This window comes from Pseudoalteromonas sp. 78C3 (assembly GCF_002836695.1).
GTDB classification, from domain to species: domain Bacteria; phylum Pseudomonadota; class Gammaproteobacteria; order Enterobacterales; family Alteromonadaceae; genus Pseudoalteromonas; species Pseudoalteromonas arctica.
Map to the genome: position 1 here is coordinate 1 of NZ_PJAV01000124.1, position 23,576 is coordinate 23,576.

A 23,576-nucleotide genomic window follows, 5' to 3' on the forward strand; every position below is an offset into this window, starting at 1 on the left:
ATATTCAGAAAAAAGAAAATGCGTTAGCGGGACATTCGCTTTGTAGAATAGAGCCAATAGTATTAAACGACTTGGACCGTCTCTTGACTGCTCAAAGCAATCATTAAATAATTTTCCCTAACTTGTTTTGGGGCAGAAACGAGTTTGGACTTCCCTGCCTTCAATAAACACCGACTTATAATCTTAAAGTACAAAACGGAAATAAACTTCCGGTTTTTAAGCCTGTGTTTCTATATTTCAGAAGCAAACTTCCGTTTTTATGGCTTTAAAGGTAGTTATCGAAACATACTTCTGTTTTTACAGCGTTAACTTAGATAGCTATATGAGCAACTTTTCGGGGTCTTATTTGAGCTATAACCAGACATCGAGATTTGCTTAATACTATAGTTAGTTGATTGGTCAAACTTTTCTTTGCGAATATACTCATGAAAATGAGCAGCACGCAAATGTCGTTCTATTTAACTTTATTTAAAGATTTAAAAAACTTAGTTATAGTTATGTTTTAGGTAATTTGTTAAAACTTTATATAGTAAAAATATGCGCGATGAGCGCACTTTTAGATTGTTATAGCAACAATTCATTTAACAAGGAGGTAAATATGTTTCACTCAGAAAAAGCTATGCAAAATTGGCTTAGTCTTCAACTCCAAGATGTTGAGGGACTTTCTAATCTTATTTTACCCATGCGTCATCGAATAGGACTTTCGCATTCGAATAAAAAAATTTTAGATAGTTATAAATATTGCTTACGCGCGTTGGGTATGACAAAAGTAGTCTGTGAGGATAAGGACATATCACAGTTTCCCAATGAAATTTTGAGACCTGACTTCTTATTGTATTCTATCGAAACTGAATCTTGGGTAATCGTTGAATTGAAAAATATTGCAGGCCCAACTAGGCAGGCAGCAACAGAATTAAGCGCATACGCTAATGCAGTAAAATCATACTTCCCTGGAATTTCTGACGGAGATGTTATAAATGTTATTATTTCAAACGAATGGCCTACTTTATTAAAAAACTATTTGTTTAATGAAATTTACTGGCTCAATAGACGAATAGTGTGTTTAAAACCTGTATATGTAGGTTCGGAAATTAAGCTAGAATGCATTGACCCATACGAATTTACCAATAATCATTCTCAAAAACTATTAAGTCCTAATAGTTTTAGTGGTTATCAACTCTGTTTATATGGAAATGAAATTTATTCTAGGGGGGGTATCGCTGATCTAGAAAGACATTTTGAGCAAATAAGATCTTCTTTTTATAGAATAGTTAATAGGTCATCTAGACTACATTCTAATGGCTTCGCTTTCTTATGGAGAGATCACAGGCTTGGGAGTGTTGCCGCCTATAGCATTACTATCGTGGACATCAACCCATTTGAAAATAATTTATATGAAACTTGTGATGTAAAAGGAATCGCTCATGAATTGCAAAGTGTTTTGGATGAATATCAAGCAACAGGTAACACTTTCTCATTATTTGAGATAATGGAAGACGGAAATTTTTATCTAAAATCAATATGTAATGCTTGGCCTGAGGGCTCTGCTAATTGGACATTTCTAAAAGAAAATATGCTTGAATCATCAGACTTGTTAGAGTTTAGGTGTTGGGGGATTGTGTCAGAAATATATGAATTAGAGCTTGCGACGGCATATGAAAATAGACTTTTAGATATAAAATATGAATGCCCTGATTTCGGCTTATGGTTTGTTGAAAATAAGCTTATTAATGTGTAGTTTGTTATAACAAGAAAATAAGCGGCATTATAAATCCAGGGGAGAGTTTTTTGCTTTTCAAATACCTAGAGCCCGATAGAATTGATGTTTTAGCTTCTGGTCATATACGTTTTACTCAGCCAGCCGATTTTAATGATCCTTTTGAATTTCGGCCTGTAATTTCGTCAGTGACCTCAAAGGAAGAGTTCGATAAGGCTATGGATGAAGATCTTAAAACAATCGTTTTAGAAGAACTTCAAAAATTACCCTCAGAAATACGCACACAAATTTCACCTGCAAAGCTAGAAGTCGTTACACGTAAATTATATGAACAGCATTGGCCTTCTTTGAAAACTAAATTTAAAGAAATGGGCAGTGAAACAACTAGTGTTTTTATTGATAAAGCAAACACATTAATTGGTGTTCTTTCTCTAACGGAAAAAAACGACAATCTTCTGATGTGGTCACATTATGCGTATTCGCATAAAGGGTTCTGTATCGGGTTTGATAATACTTCACCCTTTTTCAACAGAAGGAGAAGCGTGGTTGATGAGTTTTATCATTTGCGTAAAGTTTCATACAGTAAAAAGTGAATGGGGTCAAATCTTGACTTAAGACATTAAAGTCGATGTCTGCTAATGGCACTTTTCTGACTTTGTATTTAATTTAAGAATATATAATTTAAAACGAAAATTGATAAGTGGTTGTTGGGTACTCTTTAAGTTAGAATATATAAATATCCGAATTGATAAAAGTTAATTTTAGAGTTAGTAAAGAGTTCATTGTTCGAGTATTAAAATTAATTTCGAAATGTGCATAAAATAATTTTGCACATTGCAAATACTTCACACTTTACTATATTGCATAACGTATTGTGCATAAATTAAGGGTTGTAAAACCCCTTGGCCTTAATTTCAATCAAATTCAGTGTTTTGTGTTGCTTGCGTTAGTGGCTCAAATTACCGGCCACAAAGCTGGTAAGGCGTATCATAAAATTGCTAATGCACATATTTACGAAAACCAACTTGAACTGATGCGAGACGTGCAGTTAACGCGTGAGCCATTTGCGTCACCTCAGTTAAAAATTAATCCAAAAATTACATCATTAGAAGACATAGAAACGTGGGTAACACGAGACGACTTTGAAGTAACAGGCTATCAATGCCATGAAGCGATTCAATATCCATTTTCAGTATAATAAAAGATTAAGGAAAACATAAAATGAAAGCAGTGATCCCAGTAGCGGGCCTTGGTACTCGTATGTTACCAGCCACTAAAGCAATTCCTAAAGAAATGCTTCCAGTGGTAGACCGTCCTTTAATTCAATATGTAGTAAACGAAGCCGTTGCTGCAGGAATTAAAGAAATAGTGTTAGTGACGCACTCAAGTAAAAATTCAATCGAAAATCACTTCGATACAAGTTTTGAACTAGAAGCTACTTTAGAAAAGCGTGTTAAGCGGCAATTACTTGCCGAAGTGCAAGCAATCTGCCCTAAAGACGTAACCATTATTCACGTACGCCAAGGTGAAGCAAAAGGCTTAGGCCACGCTATTAGTTGTGCAGCGCCTATTATTGGTAACGAACCGTTTGTAGTTATTTTACCAGATGTAATTATTGATGATGTAGAGAGCGATCTTAAAAAAGATAACTTAGCAGAAATGATCGCTAATTTTGAGAAAACCAAGCACAGTCAAATTATGGTAGAACCAGTACCAATGGCACAAGTTAACCAGTTTGGTGTGGTTGATTTAGGTGATGTTGACTTAAAGCAAGGTGAAAGCTCGCCAATATTTAATATGGTAGAAAAGCCGCCAGTAGATGAAGCTCCATCAAACTTAGCTGTAGTGGGTCGATACGTATTAAGCGAAAATATCTGGCCGTTACTTGCAAAAACTCCGCAAGGTGCAGGCGACGAAATTCAATTAACTGATGCAATTGCGATGTTAATGGAACACGAAAAAGTAGATGCATACGCTATAAAAGGCCGCAGCCACGATTGTGGAAGTAAAATTGGTTACTTAAAGGCAACGATTGAATTTGCACTTCGTCGCGATGAATTTGCCGATGAATTAAAATCATTTATCAAAAAACTGATTTAACAGTTAACGAAAACATGAAAGGCGCCTATATCGGCGCCTTTTTTTATGAGTTTTATCAGGATCAAAATTAGAAAAGGAATAGCTCTAAAATAAAAGTTTTTAAGTCATTACAGACATATTGTTATTTATGTTGTAAAGTTTGTGTTAATTGGCATTGAATTTGTATTAAATAATGCTCTCAAGGAAGGGATGGAGTATGCAACGTTGTGTTTTACGAAACACTGACAAGCATGCGAAGAGCTAGTTTTATGGCTCACAGCTTAAATAAAGTTAAACGCTTTCTTGTGAGAATGTTTAACTGAAATGTAGTGTAAAAACACTGCTTTCAGGACAACTAATACATGTTTATATATAAAAAAAATAACATTGGGCTTTTACTTAGCTTGCTAATGCTTTTATTTGGTACAGCATGCAGCGTCTCGCCTGAAATAAAAACCATTGATGAACAACCTCAAAGTAACTCGCCTGACTACGTATCAATTACAGCCCTTGAACTTGCTCAGCTAAAAGATGCCGCAATGCAGTGGCAACAAGCTCGTGAAGGCATAGAGCGAATTTTAAGATTAGAAAAAGAAATAACTTACCTCGTAAATCATATTGATATTATAAACAGCAAAGCTATTGCGCAGTCTAATCAAGGGTACAGCAGCAAGTCTGTACGCTCACCACGAAACACACGCAATGTTAAGTCACGCCAACAAGCTAAACAAAACTACAGTGATAAAAAACAAACTGTAAAATTAAATACACCTAAACATGTATTTGCTTTGCAAGTAGCTTCGGTTGACTCCGAGCAAGGTGTGGCTAAAGCATGGCAAGAGCTAAATGCTAAAGCAGCGCCGTTGTTTAGAGACAAAATATTGACTAACGTAGAAACCGCCAAAATAAACGACAAAATGTTTTACAGGCTGAAACTTGGCTCTTACCAAAACTTTAAAAATGCAAAAGCAGACTGTGACGTATTCAAACTGTACAAACTCGATTGCATAGTAAGTAACTACACTGATAAGCCAGTAAAGCTTTAGCGCACAGCATGTAATATCAATCTACAATAATACCTAATCAATTTGAAGGATTAGACCTGACGCTAACTTCGCTAATAATTTTTGATATACGACGGCATGTATGCCGGAGTTAGAGCAATGCAGCAACAATTAGTGATACCAACTAAATGATGAAATTTTGCCTTGTTATCGATATGGCTTTTCTTACCTCAAAATAGACTACTTAATTAAAAAGTTGCTATAAAGTGGCGCAAAATTTGCTTTGATTTATTATCTTGGTTAGTAGAGTGCATTTTGCAATGCGGTATTTTAAGTCTTGTCATTTAATATCAGTTTTATTCTTATCTTTTTATTTATATGGATGTAGCAGCGCAACTGTAAATAACGAGAGCGTGCAGCATTCTTTAATTACTGATAAACAAGTAAAAGAGTATGTTTCGCAGTGGCACTTACAGCAAGAAAGCATTGGTCGTTTAACTGCTATGGAAGATGATTTACAGCTGTTAATTATGGCGTTATCGTCTCGAAGTGAATTAACTGAAAACCCTCCTTTACTCATGCAAAATAAAACCGATATCACCTATGGTAATCAGCCTTCACAGAATTTGGAACCGACGGCACTAAATAACACTCCCGAAGTAAAAACACCAAACTTACAAAATTCAGAACTCACCTTAACAGATGAAACTAAAATTGGAGCACAGCTTGGTTGGTATTTAAAGCCAGAGCTTGTTAAAGCAAGAGTCGAAAGGCTTAAGCAATTATACCCCAGTGCATTTACTCAATTTAATTTTACTATGTTTGAACGTAAAAATAATAATATGACTTTGTATGGATTACGTGTAGGTCCATTTAAAAACGATGCTCAAGTAAGTGCGTTTTGTTATTTAGCTAATCAGCTTGATCAAGCATGTAATATTGCTGCTTTTGTCGGAAAGCCAATATAATTAATAAATTAGGCCTTTTAAACTTATATAGTATTAAAGTATTTGTACTAATAGTCGATACTAACTATAGTTGGGCAAATATTTGATAAAGCCCATTTTCTTATAAGGATTTAGCATGAAGTTTTATTTATCTGCATTAGCTGTAGCCACCGTGGTCAGCTCGTTTAGCACTTATGCTGCTACAGAGTCATTTGAAGCGAAAGTAACGGTACAAAATGCTGTAGTACTCACAAAAGATAACGATTTAAATTTTGGTACTATTCGTGCTATTTCAGATCCTACAGGCAATCTGCAAGCTACGCTTACAATTAATCCTGATCCTGATGCAACTAATGTTACCTCGCAAGACGACGCTGCTGGTAATGTGGCAACTATATCAATAATTGAAGGTGGTGAAGCGGGTGCTTTTAGTGTGTCAGATGTAGTACCAAATTCTATTTTAACCATTAGCGACCCAGTAAATACTTTAGTACAACCTTTAGCTGGTCAAGGGTTGAATGAACCTGATTTTACTGTAGGTACTTGGACTTACTTTATAACGAGCGGTACTAATGCTGGTGGATTATATACAAGTGCTACGCCCAACCTACAGGCTGGTGTTGATGGCGCTGTATCATTTAATATAGGCGCGACTCTTTCTACTTCATCAAACGCATCAAGTGTGGATTACCCTGATGGTGAGTATTCTGGTAGCTTTAATATTGAAGTGTCATATTAATTAGTGTTTAAACAAACAATGCGCTTTTTGTATGTTTCTGCTTGGCTTTCGTTAATGTTTAGCGAGCAAGCCTATAGCGCAAGCATACAACAAGAAGCGCTTAATTTTGGCACTTTAGTTATCCCTCAAAATAATACCTTAAGCTCTATAACCATTAGCCATGAAGGTGAAACAACCACATTTGGTAATATTTACGTATTAACTGAGGGTAATCCCGCAGAACTTTTATTTACCGATTTACCTCCCCTTACTCAAATATCGTTTAACAAAACGAGTGACTCTACATTGCAAAGTGAAGCACTAGGAGCTAATAGTGCCAAGTTTTCGGTTGTATTAGTAGATTTACCAAGAACGCAAACTAGCGATGAGTTTGGAGAGCTTTTACTCAAAGTAGGTGGCCGTTTAATAACGACAGGGACTAGCCAAAGTTACTTAGATGGTAGTTTTATTACTGACACCCAATTAGAAATTACGATTGATTACTAAAGGAAAAACATGCTTTATAAAGTTGTAGTGCTGCTCGCACTGAGTGTATGTATTTTAGGAAAAAATGCATACGCAAATTTACTTATCTCTCCAACCCGTATTAGTTTTGATGAACGCCAACGAACCGCTAAAGTTACAGTAATTAATACAGGTGATGAATATCAAACATATCGTGTTTTATGGAGTGAGAAGCAAGCGCAACCTAGCGGTGGCTACATACAGTTGGCAGAGGCTACAAGCGAAAGTTTAAGTTCAATGGCACGTTTGTCACCAAAACAAATGCGTTTAGCACCTGGTGAAAAACAAACAGTAAAAATAGCAATACGTAAACCTAAAGGCCTAGCTTCTGGTGAGTACCGCTCTCATCTTCTATTTCAAGCATTGCCTGGTGAAAATACTAATAAAACAAGCTCAATAAAAGTTAATATGATTATGAGCTACAGCATTCCTATTTTGTTACGTAAAGACATGAAACAGCCAGAAGTTGCCATAGAGCAAGCTCAACTAGTGCTAAATGAAAGCAATCAACGTCCTCAGTTTTTATTGAATATAAAACGAGAAGGTAAGTTTAGTAGCTACGGTAAATTAAGTGCTTACTTTGTTGATAGCAATAACGAGCAAGTTAAAATTGCAGAAATTGGTAATTTAAGTATTTATCCAGAAGTGGATAATGCGTTTGTAACCCTTAGTTTATTTAGTGACAAAAATTTAGATAAAACAGGAAAAGTCATTTTTAAATATGAAGGCAGTCAAGAATATAAAGACCTTACATTTGCACAATACACTCTGCCTTTAACTTCACAATCACTTAATGTTTTAACAGTGAATGACGCTAAATAATTTATTGTATGCACTATTACTAAGCATAAGTAGTTTGCTTAGTAATAGTGTAATCGCTAATCCTAATTCTTCCGTAGGGGATGCTTTAACAACACTACGCGCAATTGAACTAAAGCTAACTAAGCCCGTTGAAGTAATTGATTATAAAAACAAAGAAAATCAGCAACAGCGAATCGCCACAGGCGAGTTATTAATACTTTCGCTTTATTTAAACTCATACTACTTAGGTGAAGTTGCAGCAATTAAAAGCGAGCAAAGTGTACAAGTTAGTTTAAGCGACTTATTTGACATTCTACAATTTGCAATGAATGTTGATGCTAGCAATCGAATTGCTCAAGGTGTTGGAGCAAATCAACAACCTCTTTTTCTAAATGCAGCGGTTACACCCGCTGTATTTACTAGTCCTACACAGAGCTACTTATTAGCAAAAAATCAAATTACCATTGAAGATGATATTTATGTAGATATTCAAAGTTTACATAATGCTTTAAATCTAGAGTTTAATATTGATTACCCAGATTTAGAATTACTTATAAGCTCAGAGAGCCCCTTACCGGTTGAACAACAAAGATACAGACAGTCGCGCAACCTTAAATCACCTAACAAAAGATCGCCACCTACGCTGCCATGGAAAGCTAGCCCATATAAAGCGCTATCTTCTCCGGTTGCCGACTTACAACTAAATTTTACCGCGAGCGATGATAGGCATTCTACGAACTATTCACTTTTAGGCACTCAAGACTTTGCGTATTTATCTGCAGAGTATTTTTTGTCTGGACGAAGTACTGACTTACTTACCAACTCTAGGTTAACGTTTACAAAGCAAAACTTAGACAAAGAAATAAAAAACGGCTTCATGCCTACTGAAATATCTTTTGGTGATGTTATCGCCACGCAAGTTGGTAATAGCTACAGTAGTCAGTATGCCCGAGGTGTTAAAGTTTCTAATAATGTAACCAATAGAAAAATAGTCAATAATCAAATTAACTTAAGCGGTGCTATACAGCCAGGTTGGGATGTAGAGCTGTATCGTAATGAAATATTAATAGACCAGCAGCTTAGCCTCGCAGATGGGCGTTATATTTTTGATAATATAAACCTATTATTTGGAGCTAATAATTTTGAGCTTATTTTTTATGGGCCTCAAGGTCAAGTTGAGCGTAAAAGTGATTATTACTTTGTGGACGGAAATCAACTTAAGCAGGGACAAGGTAACTATGAATTGTCGGTTACTGAACAAGGCAAGCAGTTACTAAATAACAATGTTTCAAGCTCGCAGGGGCAGGGGTGGCAAATTGCGGGTAGATATGAGCAAGGGCTTACAGATAATATATCTGTATACACTGCTACATCAGGTCAAAAAAATACAGATGACGATCTACTTAAGTATGCATTTGGTACCAACATAAGCTTATTTGACCGATTATTATTAAATGCGAATGTTGAAAAAAATAATAACAATGAACAAGAATTTGAATTTACAGCCCGAACTCAAATTGCCGAACAATCACTACTTTTTAGCGCTACAAATCGTACCGACGAACAGCAGCAAGATTTTAACAGCTACCAAATAAATTTAGCTGGTGGGCTAATGAATAATACCTATGGACGCCTTTCTTATCAAAATAACGTCCTATATGACGATAGTGATATTAGAGGGCGTTTTAAACAAGTACGCAACCAGTTCAACTACTCATATTCAGGATTTGCACTAAGTAACCAATTGCTGTGGCAACAAGACGATAGCTCTAAGAGTACTTTTGGAACAACACGTTTTCAAAAGCGCTTTGGGAGAACCTACACAAGGTTTGGTATAGATTATAGTATATCGCCAGTAAGTGAGCTTGTTAGTTACGAGGCTGAGTTTAGCCGCAACTTGGGCCGAGATTTACAAGCGGAACTTACTTTAACTGATTCACTTCGTAATAATATTCAATCGGCCGAATTAGGGCTCAATTGGCAAAGCGACAAGTTTAGTTTAACGAGTAACTTAAACTACAACAGTAACGATGATTGGCGGCTCGGTATTTATAGCCGTTTTAGCTTAGGTTTTGATGTTGAACACAATACATATTTTGTCTCTAAGCGCAGCTTAACTAACACGGGTAGTTTAATGTTACGCGTATTCTTAGATCAAAATAATAACGGTATTATGGATGATGATGAGCACGGCGTTGCCGGCGTAAAAGTAAAAGGCGTTCACAATTATCGTCAAGCAATTACAGACGAACATGGCGTTGCGCTATTAACTTCAATGCCAGCAAATCGTACAACAGATATAATACTTGATAGAAATAGTTTTGAAGATCCGTTTTTAATACCAGCTAACGAGGGTTTTTCTATTACCCCAAGGGCTGGTTTTGTAGAGTATATGGACTTCGCATTAAATAATGCAAGTGAAGTGGAGGGAGTTGTTTATCAACAAAAAGGTGATACAACACAGATCCAACCCTTTGCAAATATAGCGCTGTTGAATGAGAAAGGGGATCAAGTTGCACAAACTCAAGCAGCATATGATGGCTATTATTTATTTACAGACCTTAAACCGGGGCAGTATAAAGCAGTAATTGATGATGAATATAAACAACGCAAGCAGCTAAAAAACACTCAAAATATAACAGTTAATTTATCGCCTCAAGGAGATGTAGTAATGGGCGTTGATTTAACGTTAAAGGCGCTCAGTGCAACAACTGGAAGCATTGCCAATGCAGGAAGTTTTAGTTCGTTAAATATCTTAAAAATTTATTACCGTTTAATAGCACCACGAATAGAGCAGCAAGAAGCTTTTTATATGCATGATAAAGCTAAAAATAAATTTATTTTAGCCTTAGCGTACGCAACAAACAGTTCGCCAGAGCTTATTTCTGTATGCGACTCAGTAAAAGCGCAAGGATTAAAGTGTGTTGTTGAAACACATAAAATACTCCATTAAAGGAATTAGGATGAAAAGAGTTCAATGTATATTTTTAATCAGTGCAATGTTGCTAAGTTATGGTTGTGCAAATAATAAAGCAATTGATGGAAGTGCTACTCAGACCAACGTAACTGACGAAAAAAGCTACGTAAAAATAACAAAGCAAGAACTTGAAACTTTAAAAATAAGCTCCCAGCAGTGGCAAAATATGAAGCCAGAACTTGCGCGTTTATTACTTATTGAAGAAGACTTAAGCTTACTAATATCGCAACTCAATACAATTGCAAAAGAAAATGAGCAGAAAAACGCACCAGTAATAAAAGCAGAAATCGTTCATACCAACAAAATTAATCGCTCCAATTTACAATTAAAAAAACCAGTTGATCCTAAATTTGCTTTACAAGTGCTTTCAATAACGCAAAAAGAACAACTCTCTTTAGCTTTTAGGCAACTACAAAAAAAGCTTCCTAGCTTACTAGGCGATAACTTTGTGATGAATGTTGAAACAATAAATGTAAAAGGAGTTATGTATAACCGTTTAAAGCTAGGCGCATACATAGACAAAAAAAACGCTATGGCTGACTGTCAAAAATTAAAGAGCCAAAATATAAATTGTTTAGTTAGCTATTACGTAGATCAGCCCTTTATCGCACAATAGTTAAGTCGGCATACAAATTGCTTCATCCTCAGTATGTTTTGAAGAGGATGGCAATTATGCGCCTTTTACTGCCTTTATTATTTTTAAATTTAGCTGCTTGTAACTTGGTGCCGCCGCCAGAACCAAGTGTGCCTACAGATGCACCTAAAGCAGCCATGGCTCCTTTTACGGTTAATGACTATGTAGTTAATTTAACGTCGCAACTTAACCACCTAAACGGAGCATTAAATGCTAATGCACGTGTTGGCGTTAGTAGCTTCTTTTATGCAGATGCACTAGATACAAAATTAGTGACAGGGCAGGCCTCAGGCTTAAGTCAGCAGATCCAAGAAAGTCTGCTTACACAATTTACTCAACTGGGTTATCACACCGTTGAGTACAGACTTGGGAATAACCTCTCTTTATCAGAAAACTCAGACAGTATTTTAAGTCGCGATTTAAGTAAATTACGTAATCGCCAAAATATTGACTTAGTTATCACAGGAACAGTGACTCGTCAGCAGCATGCATACATAGTTAATGCACGGCTTGTGAATATAGAAAATAAACAGGTGCTCTCTGCGGGAAGTACCGAGATCCCAATTAATGTAATGTGGGGCAATGAGAAAATTCAGCAGCGTGACGGACTTTTATACCGAAGCGAATACTAATTTGGAGCACAAAATGAAAAACCTATTAATTACATTATGCTTACCACTGGGCTTTGGTTGCTCTCAAATACTAGGCACAATGAATACAGACACCACAACACCACAAAGTGAGCAAAGCAACCAACTGGTGAGTAACCAACGCGACGTTGCAGCGCCTGTTTCTGACGATAACTTATTTCAGTCAGGAATGGCTCCACAAGATAACTACACAAAAGCAACACCGCCAATGCGCAAAAATATTAACCATTATGTGCGCGGCATAATGCAAGACATGGTTGAAAACTTACAGTATGTAAGTGAACAAACACCGTTAGCTGTTTCGAGTTTTATTTTTTTAGATGAAGACTACAACGATGGTAGCTTACTAGGAAACCAAATTGCAGAAAGCTTCATGCATGAATTACATAGCTTTGGTGTACCCGTTATTGATTTTAAAACAACTGATTATATGCGTGTTACCTCAACAGGCGACTTTGTATTTAGTCGCGACTATTTAGAGCTAAATCAAGATCAAAACTTTAAATATGTACTAGCCGGTACGCTTGTAAACCATCAAGGTGGTGTACTTGTTAATGCACGTATTGTTGGGCTAGAAAGTAAGGCCGTGGTAGGTTCTGCACAAGGGTTTATTCCACAGTCAGTTGTTGATGCGCTTAATAGTAGCTATCGCACTGATGGCATAATGTTAAAACAAGCAAGCAAGTGAGATAATTATGTATAGTAAATTATTTAACCGCTTTATCGTTTTTTTTGCTTTAGCTAATTTAACTGGTTGTGCCTTTACTCAAAATAATGAAAGTGCTGAAATGAATGCATCTTCAACCACACAAGTAAATTATGACTTAGCAAGCATGCTTAAAACAGCCGAGCAAAAATCAACTCAAGATGATGCTAACGGCAATCAATTTACACCACTTCAGCACCATAAAACACTTGCTAACTATGTAGAGCAAATGGCGCTTGATTTGGTTGATACGCTTGAGTTTGAAAGTGATACCAACGCCAATATTAATATTGCCGTTACTACCTTGGTCGATCTTGATTCATCGCTTACTAAAAGTAATCAATTGGGTAATCAAATATCTGAGACGTTAATTCATCAGTTACAAAAGTTTGGTTATGGCGTGGTTGATTTTAAAACAACCCAAACAATAGATGTAAATAGCCGTGGTGATTTTGCTTTTTCGCGCGATATTGAAAAGCTTAGCGAAGAGCAAATGGCGAGCCATGTATTAGCGGGTACATTAATTTATCGCCATGATGCTGTTGTTGTAAATACACGTGTAATTAACGCGCATACAAAAAAAATCGTCGCGAGTAGTCGAAAACTAATCCCAATTTATGTACTAAATAAAGAAGATATATACTTATCAAGCAATTAAGTTCAGTTGTCGCTTGATATAAAAAACCAGATGCCGTTATAATTCACACTTCTAAGCACACAGCTTATTTGTGGCCTCTTAGTTAAATGGATATAACGGCCCCCTCCTAAGGGGCAGTTGCAAGTTCGATTCTTGCAGGGGCTACCAATAAAATCAATGAGTTATATTTTAACCTCCCTCCCTTATACTTTGTGTATATCGTATATGTAGTAGTGTTGCACTTTTTAATTGAAGGCGTTTAAAGCTTCTTGCTCGCATTTTTCACGCTCTGTAATCATGGCTTCAAAGTCAGTTTGAATTTGTGCTAGAACAGTTGGTGGGTTAAGTCGTTTGATTCTTTTAAATTGAATACTTTCTTCTTCATTATAGGCGAGTATTGCTAAAGTAATTTTTTCGCGTTCGATACCATTTGAAAATATTCCTTCGGTATCTAATTGTATGAGCACTTTCTCCATGGTTGTAAGCCATTGATGCCAATTATCCATTGCTTCTATATCTGATTGAAACAAATCAATGCTGTTTTCTAGTTTTTGACACTCTAGAGTTGTTTCATCAAAGTATTCGGAATAATCCTCAAGCGTGGGGTAGTCTTCTGGATTCCATTTAGCCATGTAAAAACTACTTACATCATTGCCGTACTCTTCTTCAAATACTTTTTTTAAATCCGATAAGGTATTAAACATTGGAAGTAGTGAGTAGCTACCTGTGTGGTAAAAGCCCATTACATAAAGATCGTTACCGTATTTTTGTATAATGTTTTTAAACGCTTTTTTGGTATCTTGATAAAGTGTTTTTTCGAAGTTTTTAGTATCTAACATGAGGTCATTATTTCTTTTATTATTACAGAAATTTATATGAAAAAGAGATCGATTAAAGCTCACTCTACTAAAATAAAATAACCAGAGCTATTATATGACTCTGGTTATTGTAAGTTAATATTAGCCATCACTTGTAATCGTATTGATTAGCTCACTAAGTACGGCTTCAGATTTACTTGTTTCTACTTGGCAAGTACCTGCATTTAAATGGCCACCACCGCCGTATTTAAGGCACAGTTCGCCAACATTCGTGTTTGAGCTGCGGTTAGTGATTGATTTACCAACGGCATAAACTACGTTTTGTTTTTTAAGGCCCCACATTTTATGAATCGAGATATTGCAGTCGGGGTACATTGCATAAATAACAAATCGGTTTGTGGCGTAAATTGTTTCTTCTTGGGTTAAATCAAGGACCACTAAGTTTTTATGGACGGTAGCGCATTGAGAAATTTGCTCTTTGGCTTTTTCGTTATGCTCGTTATATAAAGCAACACGTTCGGCTACGTCTTCCATTTGTAGGATTTCTTCGATGCTCTGATCTTTACACGCATCAATCAGTTTCATCATTAATTGGTAATTTGAAATTTTAAACTCGCGAAAACGGCCAAGTCCAGTTCGCGCATCCATAATAAAGTTCATTAAGACCCAATCGGTTGGGTTTAATATTTCGTCTTTTGAAAACTGAGCAGCATCGCCTTTATCTACCGCGTCCATCATTTCAACAGAAATATTTGGAAGTTTTTCAGCGCCGCCATAATAGTCATAAACTACGCGAGCTGCTGATGGGGCTTCTGGATCAATAATATGATTTTTTATGTCGCTTGAGTTACGAACGGTTTCGCTAAGGTGATGATCAAATGCGATGTGACAGCCTGCAACGTAGGGGAGGTTGGTCGTAATATCGTTTTCGGTAATGTCTATTTTGCCATCTTGCATGTCTTTTGGATGAACAAACAAAATATCGTCAATTAGGTCTAAGTCTTTAAGCAATACGGCACAAACTAAGCCATCAAAATCGCTGCGAGTGACTAGTCTAAATTTATTATTGGGCATAGCTATTCCATCTTTTTAATTGAATTACCAATTAAGTGTAACAGCTAAATTTTTTTTTGAGAGGTCAGCTTAAAAAAATTATAAAAAAAAGCCAAAACGTTAGTTTTGGCTTTTGCTAGCAAGTTTGTATGTGTGGCAAATAGTTTATGCGCCTGGGCCACATTCCATACATGAATTTACAATGTCTGGGCCAAATTTAAGTTTGGCGTTTAAATCGCGAAGGGCGGTACGTAACCCTTCTTCAATTACTGGGTGGTAAAATGGCATCTCAAGCATTTCTGGTACGGTCATTTTGTTTTGTACAGCCCATGCTAGTAAGTGAGCGATGTGTTCGGCTTGTGGGCCAATAAATTCTGCACCTAAAAATAAGCCTGTACCTTGCTCTGCATATACACGCATATGACCTTTGTTTTTAAGCATTACTCGGCTACGGCCTTGGTTTTCAAAGCTGACTTCGCCTACTTCAAAACAACCACATGGGCCTAAACGGTCGGTAATTTGCTTGTAGCTTTCGCCTACCATTGCTATTTGTGGGTCGCTAAATACAGCTGCAATTTTAGCTCTGCGCAGACCTATACGCACATCTGGGAAGCGCCCGGCATTTTGACCTGCAATAGCACCTTGGTCTGATGCTTCGTGTAACAATGGGAGCATGTTACTCGCATCGCCTGCTATAAATATGTTCGATTCACCACACTGCATTGTGTGTGTGTCTGCGTGCGGTACGCCGCGTTCATCAAGTTCAATGCCTGTGTTTTCAAGGCCTAGTTTATCTACGTTAGGTACTCGGCCTGTGGCTGCAAGTACGTAGTCAAACTGTTCGGTGTGTTTTTCACCTTGTTTGTCGGTGTAAGTTAGCTGTGCTTTGTCACCAACTTGCATCATGTCAGATACGTTTGAGTCGGTATCTACAAAAAATTCTTCAGCAAAAACAGTATTTGCATAGTCTTTTACTACTGGGTCTGTAAGTGGGCCAATTGCGCCGCCTACACCAAATAGTTTTACATTTACGCCTAGTCGGCTAAGTGCTTGGCCAATTTCAAGACCTATTACACCAGGGCCAAATACAGCGACTGATTCTGGTAGGTCATCCCAATCAAATACGTCGTCGTTTATAATAAGTTTGTCGCCAAAGTTATTAAATACGCCTGGGTACGAAGGGCGTGAACCGGTGGCAATTACAAAGCGTTTTGCTGTAATAATTGTGTGGTCGTCTATTTGTATGCGGTTTGTGTCTAAAAATTTAGCGTAACCACGAATTTTATCACCATCTGGTAATTCATCTACGGCTTCTACTACGAATCCTGCAAAACGATCTCGTTCACTTTTAACGCGTGCCATAACTGCTTTGCCATCAATGATAGGCTTTGAGCTATGAACACCAAATGCAGGAGCCATTTCAATTGCGTGTGCAGCTTCTGCGGCTGCAATCAATAACTTGCTTGGCATACAACCAACACGTGCACATGTGGTGCCGTATGGGCCTGATTCGATCATTAATACATTTTGTGTGAACTGTTTAGCATTACGATAAGCACTTAAACCAGCAGTGCCTGCGCCTATAACAACAACATCGGTTTGCAATTCTTTCATCGTATTTTTTCCTCTAATAAATAGGGGCATAAAAGCCCCTATTTTTTACCTACTAACGTTAGGTATTTAATTTACTTATTAATTAAGCAAAGTATTTTTCTAAGTCGTCTGAACCACCGATGTGTTTACCACCAATGAATATTTGTGGAACAGTGTCACGACCAGATACAGCTTTTAAACTTGTTAGTGATGCGCCTGCACCCATAACAATCTCTTCATATGCGAAGCCTTTTTCTGCAAGAAGCTCTTTTGCTTTTTTACAGAAAGGACAGCCAGGTTTAGTAAAGATGCTTACTGGTTCTGGTTTAGCTTGCTTAGGGTTGATGTAATCAAGCATTGTGTCTGCATCAGATACTTCAAACGGGTCACCTGGTAAATCTGGTTCGATGAACATTTTGTCAATCACGCCATCTTTAACAAGCATAGAGTATCTCCAGCTGCGCTTACCAAAGCCTAGGTCGTTCTTGTCTACTAACATGCCCATGCCGTCAGTAAATTCGCCGTTGCCATCTGGTAATAAAGTAATGTTTTGCGCTTCTTGATGCTCAGCCCATGCGTTCATTACAAAGGTATCGTTTACTGATAAACATACAATTTCGTCAACGCCGTTTTGCTTAAGTACGCCTGCTAATTCGTTGTAACGTGGTAAGTGAGTTGATGAACATGTTGGTGTGAATGCACCTGGTAGTGAAAACACTACAACAGTTTTACCTTTAAAAATGTCATCTGTTGTTACTGATTTCCAATCGTTATTTTGACGAGTTGCAAATGTAACACTTGGGATTGTTTGACCTTCGATATTGTTTAACATAATTTTTGTTCCTCTTGATTTGTTGATAGCCATTATGGTGAATAATTAAATATAGTTCCAATCGTTTGTTTGTATTAAACTGATAGTTATAAACTATCACGTAGAGCTGAATATGAACTTAAAAGATTTTGAATATGTAAAAGCAATAGCGCAATATAAACATTTTCGCAAAGCTGCCGATGCATGTTTTGTAAGCCAGCCTACATTAAGTGGTCAAGTAAAAAAACTCGAAAATGAGCTTGGCGTTACTTTGTTTGATCGCTCAACCAAGCAAGTTACCTTAACAGCAAAAGGTGAACGTTTGTTGACGCAAATAGAGATTATTTTAGAACAAACGCAAATACTCAAAGAACTTGCTGCTACTTCTAACGAGCCTCTACAAGGTAAATTAACTATTGGTATTATTCCTACCATTGCGCCTTACTTGTTGCCTGCGTTATTAACATCGATGAAAGCGGCATTTATTGATAGCCAGTTTTCGTTTATTGAGATGCAAACAGCAACAATTTTAGAAGCTTTAAACAAGGGTGAACTCGACTTTGCTATTTTAGCCGATGTGCCAGAGCTTATTAATTACCATACGGTTGCTTTATACAAAGAAGATTTTTTAGTGGCGGTATCACACGATAACGCGCTGTCTAAGCATAAAAAAGTAGCGCTGAGCGATCTTCAAGGATGCAGCCTATTAATGTTAAGTGATGGCCATTGCTTTAAAGATCAAGCCCAAAAGTTTTGTTTTTCTGCAGGAGTCGATGTATCTAACCAGTATAAAGGTAATAGTTTAGAAACATTATTAGCGTTAGTGGCTATGGATGACGGTATTACATTTGTACCAAAGTTGGCATGTACCGACCGTGTAGGGATTGATTACTTGCCTATATTTCCTAATCAGCAGCGTAATGTGGTGTTTGCATGCAGAAAGCATTATCCGCATTTATCTGGTGTAGAACAATTGGGCGAGTGGTTATCGGCTCACCCTAATTTAAAAGCTAAATTGAGTAAAAAACTCTAAAGATCTTGGCTGATTATTTCTACAACATCGTTAATTTGCACGCCAGGTAGTGGTTTGTCATCAATACTGACAGCTACTGCAGTTTGCTGATAAAGCTGCTCTACGCGAATTTTATTAAGCGTGGTGATGGTGTGTGGCATAACATTACCTGCCGCGTCGGTTAAATAGTTATGGTGCGCAATGCTTAGCATTTGGCCTTTTTTTAACCCATGAGCTTTACCTAAGTTAATAACGATTTTGCTATTTTCCATATGCATTATTTTACCTTGAGTAGGTAAACACGCCATAGCTGCTTGAATGTCATAACTTACTGATTGGTTGATATCGGTTATGCTTTGCCCATAAGGCGATTGCCAAAATCTATCACTATTAACATCAACTATGGTTGTTTTTTCAAATGGCCAAATTGCTTGAGTATGGTAACTATTTTGCCAAAGTTGCTCATAGGTAGTGCCATCAAACAGTGCAAACTCAATGTTGTAACTGCGCTCATACGCCTCGTCTTGCCAAAATGCATAATCGTTATTGAGTTTGTCGCTAGTCGAAAGGCTGGTTATTTGGCTAAGCAGAACATATTGAGCGTTACTTCGCGAAGATATTTCTTCTAATTGAGCGTTTGAATAGTCGTGCTGCTGCGAAAAGTATTTATCAACGCTTATTGCATTATTATAGTAAGCAATAGGTACTGCGCTCATTTTTGATTTTTGCAGGGAAGTAAAAATATTTTTGCTAATCGCTTTGCTTACGTCAAATATTTGACCCATTTTGGCGTGTTCACGATGAACAAGTTGGCTTTGTGTAACGGCCACAAACTTATTAAAACTATTTTGTGGGCATTGCTCTGTTTGAGAAAAAATATCGAGTCGTAATGTAATCGCAAATTTATTGTCGTATTTATTTTCGCTGATCAGTTCAATTTTTTGAATTTCGCCGTGGCTGCTAATTTTTAGCTGATCTTGCATTAACACGCCATCTACTAAGGTTTGTACAGAGCTAACCCGTGCGCCAGAGAACACTAGCGCTTGTGTAATCGCATCTTTTATAGCGGCAGATTTAGCTGCGCTCGTATCACCATTTTGAACGTTCGCATGGCCTGTTGATTCATACCACTGCGCTTTAGTAAAAGGGGAGAAGGTTAATAATGCCGTTGCACTTAACCCTGCAAATGCCAATAATAAAAACGACTTCATACTTTTACTCCAATTAAACGTTAGCTATTAACTAAGTAGAGCAAGGACTGTACCAATGTTATTTGGTAATTATTAGTAATGCTATAAATGGCATTAAACGTGCATATGTACTGCTAATTACTATACAAGGGCTAAATGCTATGCGAGCAATTTCATTACTTATTACACTTGGGTGTTTAACCTTAGGTGGTTGTAGCAGCGTTTTTGATAAGCATGTTGAATATAAATATGTAGAGCCAAATAATTACCCCGTTTTAAAAGCGATAGGGTATGCACCTATTAGCTTGCAAAAAGGCGCTAACGCGTCGCAAAAACAACTTATGGCAATTAAGGCTTCTAAGCTTGAGGCTTACCGCGAGCTTACTGAGCAAGTATATGGGCAAAAAATTACCGCCGGAACAACGGTGGAAGGTTCAATTGCTCAAGACGATTACTTAGAAAGTAAAGTGCAGGGGCTTATTAAAGGTGCACAAATAATTAAAACTTACGCAGTAGATGACACTTACGTGACCGAGCTTGAGCTTAATATGAAGCGTGTGCACGATTTATACATAGGTGAAGTAAAACCACGCGAAGTTAAAAAAGTAACTTATTACTAGGGCGTGTTGATCTTTGGTGGGTGAATTTGCAGCAGTATGTTTGGTTTTTAGGCAAGGCGGAGCCTATGTAGTGTGGTTATTCTCGATGAATAGGCGATAACGTAGTATAAATACCAAACATGCGCTGCCCTTTGGGTTCTTTCTAGGGACGATCAACTCTTTGTTGCTCGGTTTTTACTTAGCCCACTAGGTTACAAACCTCGCGCCGCGATTTAATCGCCCCTAGATTGAACAAATCTCAATCCACAAAGGTCAACACGCCCTAATGATTAAAAAAGTTATTCAAAATATCTCATCCTCTTATATTGAGTGCTATGCTGTTGTTAGGATTAATTTTTAAGCAGATTGCGTAGTGCTCAACAGATGTATTTTATTGCCACTTATATTAACAGTGGCTCTGTAAATGGCGTTTAAGCCAACTTATTTAAATCCTAAATTATTTATATGGTGCAAAGCCAATTTGCGCTACCTATTACTGTTTTTTGTACTCTCTAGTGGTGTGCTTGCAAGCCGACTAACTATTCAATTTAATACCTTTATTGAGCTGATGGGTCAAAAATATGGACCTGCGCGAGCGGCTGTTGCACGTAACTGGCAAAGTATGTTGGTACAAACTCAAAACAAACCAGAGCAACAACAAATTCTTATTGTTAATGATTTTTTTGCGCGTAATTTACGCTATCAAACTGATATTTTGCTTTGGAAACAAAATGATTATTGGGCAACCCCTTTAGAAACGTTAGGCAGAGGCCTAGGTGATTGTGAAGATTACGCAATAGCAAAGTATATAAGCTTGAGAGCCCTAGGGGTGAGTGACGACAAGTTACGCCTTATTTATGTAAAAGCAAAAATTGCGGGCACTAACAAAACGCAAGCACATATGGTGTTAGGTTATTTTGCTACACCAAACGCTCAGCCACTTATTTTAGACAGTTTAATAACAAAGGTTTTACCTGCTGCAAAACGTGTAGATTTAAGCCCTGTTTTTAGCTTTAACAGCCAAGGTTTATGGGCTAATAATTCAACCAAAAGTGTAGCCAGCCCAACAGCAAGACTTTCACGCTGGCGTAAAATTTTGGAGCAGACAACCAAAGAAGGAGTTATGTGGTAATGGCATCATTTTCCTTATCTAAGTATCTTAAAAAACGAAAAATAACACTCAGGCAAGAGCTGTGGATTGCATTATTAATTGTTATTTTTGTAGGCTTTATAAGTAGTGTTTTAATTAGCACTAATTCGGCTAAAAGTTATTTTTCGACCCAGCTGTACTTAAAAAATGTAGATAACGCCAGTTCACTCGCGTTAATGATCAGCCAATTAGACAAAGACCCCGTTGAGCTTGAGTTATTAGTATCGGCCACATTTGATACCGGTCACTATAAGCGAATAGAACTACAAAACCCTAATGGTGAGGTGATTGTTAAACGCACGTTTACCGATGAACTTAAAGCGACGGCTCCGCAGTGGTTTAGATCAATGTATGGATTAAATGTACAGTCAGGGGTTGGGCAAGTAAATGATGGTTGGCAGCAGTTTGGTACTTTGTTTATAGAAAGCCATAGTCAATATGCTGAGCAAGCCTTATGGGAAAGTGCGCTTAAATTATTTTTTAGTTTTTTAATTGTCGCTTTTTTTGCTTGTATAGTTAGTGCTTACTTTTTAAGTAGGATATTAAAACCACTAGATGATGTTGTGTATCAGGCTAATGCATTTGGTGAAAAACGTTTTATAAAATCGAGCGTTCCGCGCACTTTTGAGTTTGCGCGTTTAGTGCAATCAATGAACCAATTATCTACCCGTTTTAGCCGTATTATTAAAGAAGATAATAAACGTTTAGAAGAGCTTAGATTTAAATCGCAACACGATGAGCTAACTGGTTTAGCAAATAGAGAATACTTTGGTGCAACGCTTGAGGCTCACTTACAAAAATCGAAAGATCATGCCCATGGTGCCTTATTTTTATTTAGGGTTGTTAACCTCGATCGCGTAAGTGAGGAAGTGGGACGAGTAGAAATGGTTAACTTTCTACGTCGATTTTCACAGATGTTGGTTAGCTTCTTAGAGAGCAACCAAGAACACTTTTCTGAAAATTACATTGCACGTATTTCTCACAGCGATTTTACCGTTTTATTTAGTGATATTGATGATATTCAAGTAATCAGTGAACGTATTTTATTGATGCATCAATCGTTTGTTGAAGAGTATAAAAACGTTAAGCTAGCGATACCTCACAGCTGTACTTATATTCAAAAAGACGACACGCGATTTGATGTATTAAAGCGTGCGGATGAACTTTTAAAATCATCGGGTAAACAATCTGATGTACAAGCAAAAGTAGCTCAAATCAAGCAAGAAAGTGAGCTGTTTGATAATGCAACTAGCTGGAAAAATGCCATAGAAGAGGCACTCAACAATAATAATTTAGAAATAAATACTTACCCAGTAACGAGCTTTACAGGGCAGGTAATGCAAAATCAATTAGGGTTGAGCCTAAAGCTTGGTGGGCAAGTATACCGTGCTAGTTACTACTACCAGTGGGCTAACCGATTAAAGTTATTAGCGCGTTTAGATTGGGGTTTAATTAAGGCGTTGGTGGCTCATTATAGTATTGAGCCACCAAGTGAACTGATTTCGGTTGAATTATCTGCTCAAACGTTACTTGATGATGCTGCACTTGCTTCGATTCTTACGTACCTTTCGGCGTTTCCTGATTTAGCCTCTAAAATTTGTTTTGATATTCGTGAAAGTATTGCCGTTAGCGAAATTGAGATATTTAAAGATTTTTGTGAGCAGGCTCGATGTATGGGCGCTAAGGTAGCATTAAAACGTGTGGGCCCTGAATTTACTAAAATTAATAAAATTCAGGAATTTGGTCTTGAAATGATTAAGGTTGATAGTGTTTACGGACACAATATTAGTTACAGCCAAGATAACCAAACATTTCTGCGAGGAGTGTGCACGTTAGCGCATTCTATTGGCATTAAAGTGGTGGCTCAAGGTGTAACAAGCCAAGATGATATAGATACGCTTATTAACTTAGGTTTTGATGGGGTTATTAAAGAGTAAGTAATAGGCGTTAACGGT

The 23,576-nt window shown here is 37.2% G+C and carries 22 protein-coding genes, 1 tRNA gene and 1 pseudogene; 19 read left to right on the forward strand and 5 right to left on the reverse strand.

The features are described from left to right. Positions 1–598 precede the first annotated feature (598 nt). The 15 genes and pseudogenes from CXF76_RS05790 to CXF76_RS05860 all read left to right on the forward strand — a co-directional run bounded on the left by CXF76_RS05790 (position 599) and on the right by CXF76_RS05860 (position 13,563). Positions 599–1,738 (forward strand): hypothetical protein, encoded by a 1,140-nt coding sequence (locus CXF76_RS05790; RefSeq protein ID WP_101163254.1) that lies wholly within the window; start codon positions 599–601, stop codon positions 1,736–1,738. Between the two features lie 50 nt (positions 1,739–1,788). After that, positions 1,789–2,310 (forward strand): DUF2971 domain-containing protein, encoded by a 522-nt coding sequence (locus CXF76_RS05795; RefSeq protein ID WP_232785102.1) that lies wholly within the window; start codon positions 1,789–1,791, stop codon positions 2,308–2,310. A gap of 305 nt (positions 2,311–2,615) precedes the next feature. Then, positions 2,616–2,915, forward strand: a pseudogene (locus CXF76_RS05800) (thymidylate synthase); the annotation flags it as partial. Positions 2,916–2,938: 23 nt separating this feature from the next. After that, the gene (gene galU, locus CXF76_RS05805; RefSeq protein ID WP_024589989.1) at positions 2,939–3,817 is read left to right on the forward strand and encodes a UTP--glucose-1-phosphate uridylyltransferase GalU; all 879 of its coding nucleotides are present in this window, start codon (positions 2,939–2,941) and stop codon (positions 3,815–3,817) included. 341 nt (positions 3,818–4,158) lie between these two features. After that, positions 4,159–4,842 (forward strand): SPOR domain-containing protein, encoded by a 684-nt coding sequence (locus tag CXF76_RS05810; protein WP_024589988.1) that lies wholly within the window; start codon positions 4,159–4,161, stop codon positions 4,840–4,842. Between the two features lie 371 nt (positions 4,843–5,213). Beyond that, positions 5,214–5,768 carry an SPOR domain-containing protein gene (locus tag CXF76_RS05815; RefSeq protein WP_024589987.1) on the forward strand — a complete coding sequence of 185 codons (555 nt, stop codon included), beginning with the start codon at positions 5,214–5,216 and terminating at the stop codon, positions 5,766–5,768. A gap of 115 nt (positions 5,769–5,883) precedes the next feature. After that, the gene (locus tag CXF76_RS05820) at positions 5,884–6,486 is read left to right on the forward strand and encodes a DUF4402 domain-containing protein (RefSeq protein WP_024589986.1); all 603 of its coding nucleotides are present in this window, start codon (positions 5,884–5,886) and stop codon (positions 6,484–6,486) included. A gap of 3 nt (positions 6,487–6,489) precedes the next feature. Continuing rightward, positions 6,490–6,972 (forward strand): DUF4402 domain-containing protein, encoded by a 483-nt coding sequence (locus CXF76_RS05825; RefSeq protein ID WP_024589985.1) that lies wholly within the window; start codon positions 6,490–6,492, stop codon positions 6,970–6,972. Positions 6,973–6,981: 9 nt separating this feature from the next. Further along, complete coding sequence (locus CXF76_RS05830; protein ID WP_024589984.1) at positions 6,982–7,812, forward strand: fimbrial biogenesis chaperone; 831 nt, start codon at positions 6,982–6,984, stop codon at positions 7,810–7,812. Then, complete coding sequence (locus CXF76_RS05835) at positions 7,799–10,744, forward strand: hypothetical protein (RefSeq protein WP_024589983.1); 2,946 nt, start codon at positions 7,799–7,801, stop codon at positions 10,742–10,744. The genes CXF76_RS05830 and CXF76_RS05835 overlap by 14 nt, the downstream gene beginning before the upstream one ends. A 10-nt stretch (positions 10,745–10,754) precedes the next feature. Beyond that, positions 10,755–11,384, forward strand: a complete 630-nt coding sequence (locus tag CXF76_RS05840) for an SPOR domain-containing protein (RefSeq protein WP_024609028.1) — start codon at positions 10,755–10,757, stop codon at positions 11,382–11,384. A gap of 56 nt (positions 11,385–11,440) precedes the next feature. Further along, complete coding sequence (locus CXF76_RS05845) at positions 11,441–12,034, forward strand: FlgO family outer membrane protein (RefSeq protein WP_007583140.1); 594 nt, start codon at positions 11,441–11,443, stop codon at positions 12,032–12,034. Positions 12,035–12,047: 13 nt separating this feature from the next. After that, complete coding sequence (locus CXF76_RS05850; protein ID WP_007583141.1) at positions 12,048–12,740, forward strand: FlgO family outer membrane protein; 693 nt, start codon at positions 12,048–12,050, stop codon at positions 12,738–12,740. A gap of 7 nt (positions 12,741–12,747) precedes the next feature. Further along, positions 12,748–13,416, forward strand: coding sequence for a FlgO family outer membrane protein (locus tag CXF76_RS05855; RefSeq protein WP_101163255.1), 669 nt, complete (start codon positions 12,748–12,750; stop codon positions 13,414–13,416). A 72-nt stretch (positions 13,417–13,488) separates the two neighbouring features. Next, a tRNA-Arg gene (locus CXF76_RS05860) sits at positions 13,489–13,563 on the forward strand. A 77-nt stretch (positions 13,564–13,640) separates the two neighbouring features. Here CXF76_RS05860 and CXF76_RS05865 read toward each other — a convergent pair. The 4 genes from CXF76_RS05865 to CXF76_RS05880 form a co-directional block, all read right to left on the reverse strand. Then, positions 13,641–14,234, reverse strand: a complete 594-nt coding sequence (locus tag CXF76_RS05865) for a DUF4303 domain-containing protein (protein ID WP_024589979.1) — start codon at positions 14,232–14,234, stop codon at positions 13,641–13,643. 120 nt (positions 14,235–14,354) lie between these two features. Further along, positions 14,355–15,287 carry an exopolyphosphatase gene (locus CXF76_RS05870; RefSeq protein WP_024589978.1) on the reverse strand — a complete coding sequence of 311 codons (933 nt, stop codon included), beginning with the start codon at positions 15,285–15,287 and terminating at the stop codon, positions 14,355–14,357. Between the two features lie 144 nt (positions 15,288–15,431). Next, positions 15,432–16,880 carry a dihydrolipoyl dehydrogenase gene (locus CXF76_RS05875; protein WP_024589977.1) on the reverse strand — a complete coding sequence of 483 codons (1,449 nt, stop codon included), beginning with the start codon at positions 16,878–16,880 and terminating at the stop codon, positions 15,432–15,434. Positions 16,881–16,962: 82 nt separating this feature from the next. Then, on the reverse strand, positions 16,963–17,691 hold the full coding sequence (locus tag CXF76_RS05880) for a glutathione peroxidase (RefSeq protein ID WP_010553231.1): 729 nt from the start codon (positions 17,689–17,691) through the stop codon (positions 16,963–16,965). 112 nt (positions 17,692–17,803) lie between these two features. Between CXF76_RS05880 and CXF76_RS05885 the strand changes: the two genes are divergently transcribed. Continuing rightward, the gene (locus CXF76_RS05885; RefSeq protein ID WP_010553232.1) at positions 17,804–18,703 is read left to right on the forward strand and encodes a LysR substrate-binding domain-containing protein; all 900 of its coding nucleotides are present in this window, start codon (positions 17,804–17,806) and stop codon (positions 18,701–18,703) included. Here the strand turns inward: CXF76_RS05885 and CXF76_RS05890 are convergent. Beyond that, positions 18,700–19,893, reverse strand: coding sequence for a flagellar assembly protein FlgT (locus tag CXF76_RS05890; RefSeq protein WP_024609034.1), 1,194 nt, complete (start codon positions 19,891–19,893; stop codon positions 18,700–18,702). The genes CXF76_RS05885 and CXF76_RS05890 overlap by 4 nt on opposite strands. Before the next feature lie 140 nt (positions 19,894–20,033). Between CXF76_RS05890 and CXF76_RS05895 the strand changes: the two genes are divergently transcribed. From CXF76_RS05895 to CXF76_RS05905, 3 genes are all read left to right on the forward strand, one after another. After that, positions 20,034–20,492 (forward strand): LPP20 family lipoprotein, encoded by a 459-nt coding sequence (locus CXF76_RS05895; RefSeq protein ID WP_008168853.1) that lies wholly within the window; start codon positions 20,034–20,036, stop codon positions 20,490–20,492. A gap of 403 nt (positions 20,493–20,895) precedes the next feature. After that, complete coding sequence (locus CXF76_RS05900; RefSeq protein WP_007583156.1) at positions 20,896–21,603, forward strand: transglutaminase-like cysteine peptidase; 708 nt, start codon at positions 20,896–20,898, stop codon at positions 21,601–21,603. Further along, positions 21,603–23,558, forward strand: a complete 1,956-nt coding sequence (locus CXF76_RS05905) for a bifunctional diguanylate cyclase/phosphodiesterase (protein ID WP_101163256.1) — start codon at positions 21,603–21,605, stop codon at positions 23,556–23,558. The genes CXF76_RS05900 and CXF76_RS05905 overlap by 1 nt, the downstream gene beginning before the upstream one ends. The last annotated feature ends 18 nt before the right edge of the window (positions 23,559–23,576 follow it).

What these genes read in the sequence shown, in the direction of transcription:
- CXF76_RS05790 (WP_101163254.1), top strand. Translation starts at nt 599, where the DNA reads ATGTTTCACTCAGAAAAAGCTATGCAAAATTGGCTTAGTCTTCAACTC.
- galU (WP_024589989.1), top strand. Translation starts at nt 2,939, where the DNA reads ATGAAAGCAGTGATCCCAGTAGCGGGCCTTGGTACTCGTATGTTACCA.
- CXF76_RS05810 (WP_024589988.1), top strand. Translation starts at nt 4,159, where the DNA reads ATGTTTATATATAAAAAAAATAACATTGGGCTTTTACTTAGCTTGCTA.
- CXF76_RS05820 (WP_024589986.1), top strand. Translation starts at nt 5,884, where the DNA reads ATGAAGTTTTATTTATCTGCATTAGCTGTAGCCACCGTGGTCAGCTCG.
- CXF76_RS05830 (WP_024589984.1), top strand. Translation starts at nt 6,982, where the DNA reads ATGCTTTATAAAGTTGTAGTGCTGCTCGCACTGAGTGTATGTATTTTA.
- CXF76_RS05835 (WP_024589983.1), top strand. Translation starts at nt 7,799, where the DNA reads ATGACGCTAAATAATTTATTGTATGCACTATTACTAAGCATAAGTAGT.
- CXF76_RS05840 (WP_024609028.1), top strand. Translation starts at nt 10,755, where the DNA reads ATGAAAAGAGTTCAATGTATATTTTTAATCAGTGCAATGTTGCTAAGT.
- CXF76_RS05845 (WP_007583140.1), top strand. Translation starts at nt 11,441, where the DNA reads ATGCGCCTTTTACTGCCTTTATTATTTTTAAATTTAGCTGCTTGTAAC.
- CXF76_RS05850 (WP_007583141.1), top strand. Translation starts at nt 12,048, where the DNA reads ATGAAAAACCTATTAATTACATTATGCTTACCACTGGGCTTTGGTTGC.
- CXF76_RS05855 (WP_101163255.1), top strand. Translation starts at nt 12,748, where the DNA reads ATGTATAGTAAATTATTTAACCGCTTTATCGTTTTTTTTGCTTTAGCT.
- CXF76_RS05865 (WP_024589979.1), bottom strand. Translation starts at nt 14,234, where the DNA reads ATGTTAGATACTAAAAACTTCGAAAAAACACTTTATCAAGATACCAAA.
- CXF76_RS05870 (WP_024589978.1), bottom strand. Translation starts at nt 15,287, where the DNA reads ATGCCCAATAATAAATTTAGACTAGTCACTCGCAGCGATTTTGATGGC.
- CXF76_RS05875 (WP_024589977.1), bottom strand. Translation starts at nt 16,880, where the DNA reads ATGAAAGAATTGCAAACCGATGTTGTTGTTATAGGCGCAGGCACTGCT.
- CXF76_RS05880 (WP_010553231.1), bottom strand. Translation starts at nt 17,691, where the DNA reads ATGTTAAACAATATCGAAGGTCAAACAATCCCAAGTGTTACATTTGCA.
- CXF76_RS05885 (WP_010553232.1), top strand. Translation starts at nt 17,804, where the DNA reads ATGAACTTAAAAGATTTTGAATATGTAAAAGCAATAGCGCAATATAAA.
- CXF76_RS05890 (WP_024609034.1), bottom strand. Translation starts at nt 19,893, where the DNA reads ATGAAGTCGTTTTTATTATTGGCATTTGCAGGGTTAAGTGCAACGGCA.
- CXF76_RS05895 (WP_008168853.1), top strand. Translation starts at nt 20,034, where the DNA reads ATGCGAGCAATTTCATTACTTATTACACTTGGGTGTTTAACCTTAGGT.
- CXF76_RS05900 (WP_007583156.1), top strand. Translation starts at nt 20,896, where the DNA reads ATGGCGTTTAAGCCAACTTATTTAAATCCTAAATTATTTATATGGTGC.
- CXF76_RS05905 (WP_101163256.1), top strand. Translation starts at nt 21,603, where the DNA reads ATGGCATCATTTTCCTTATCTAAGTATCTTAAAAAACGAAAAATAACA.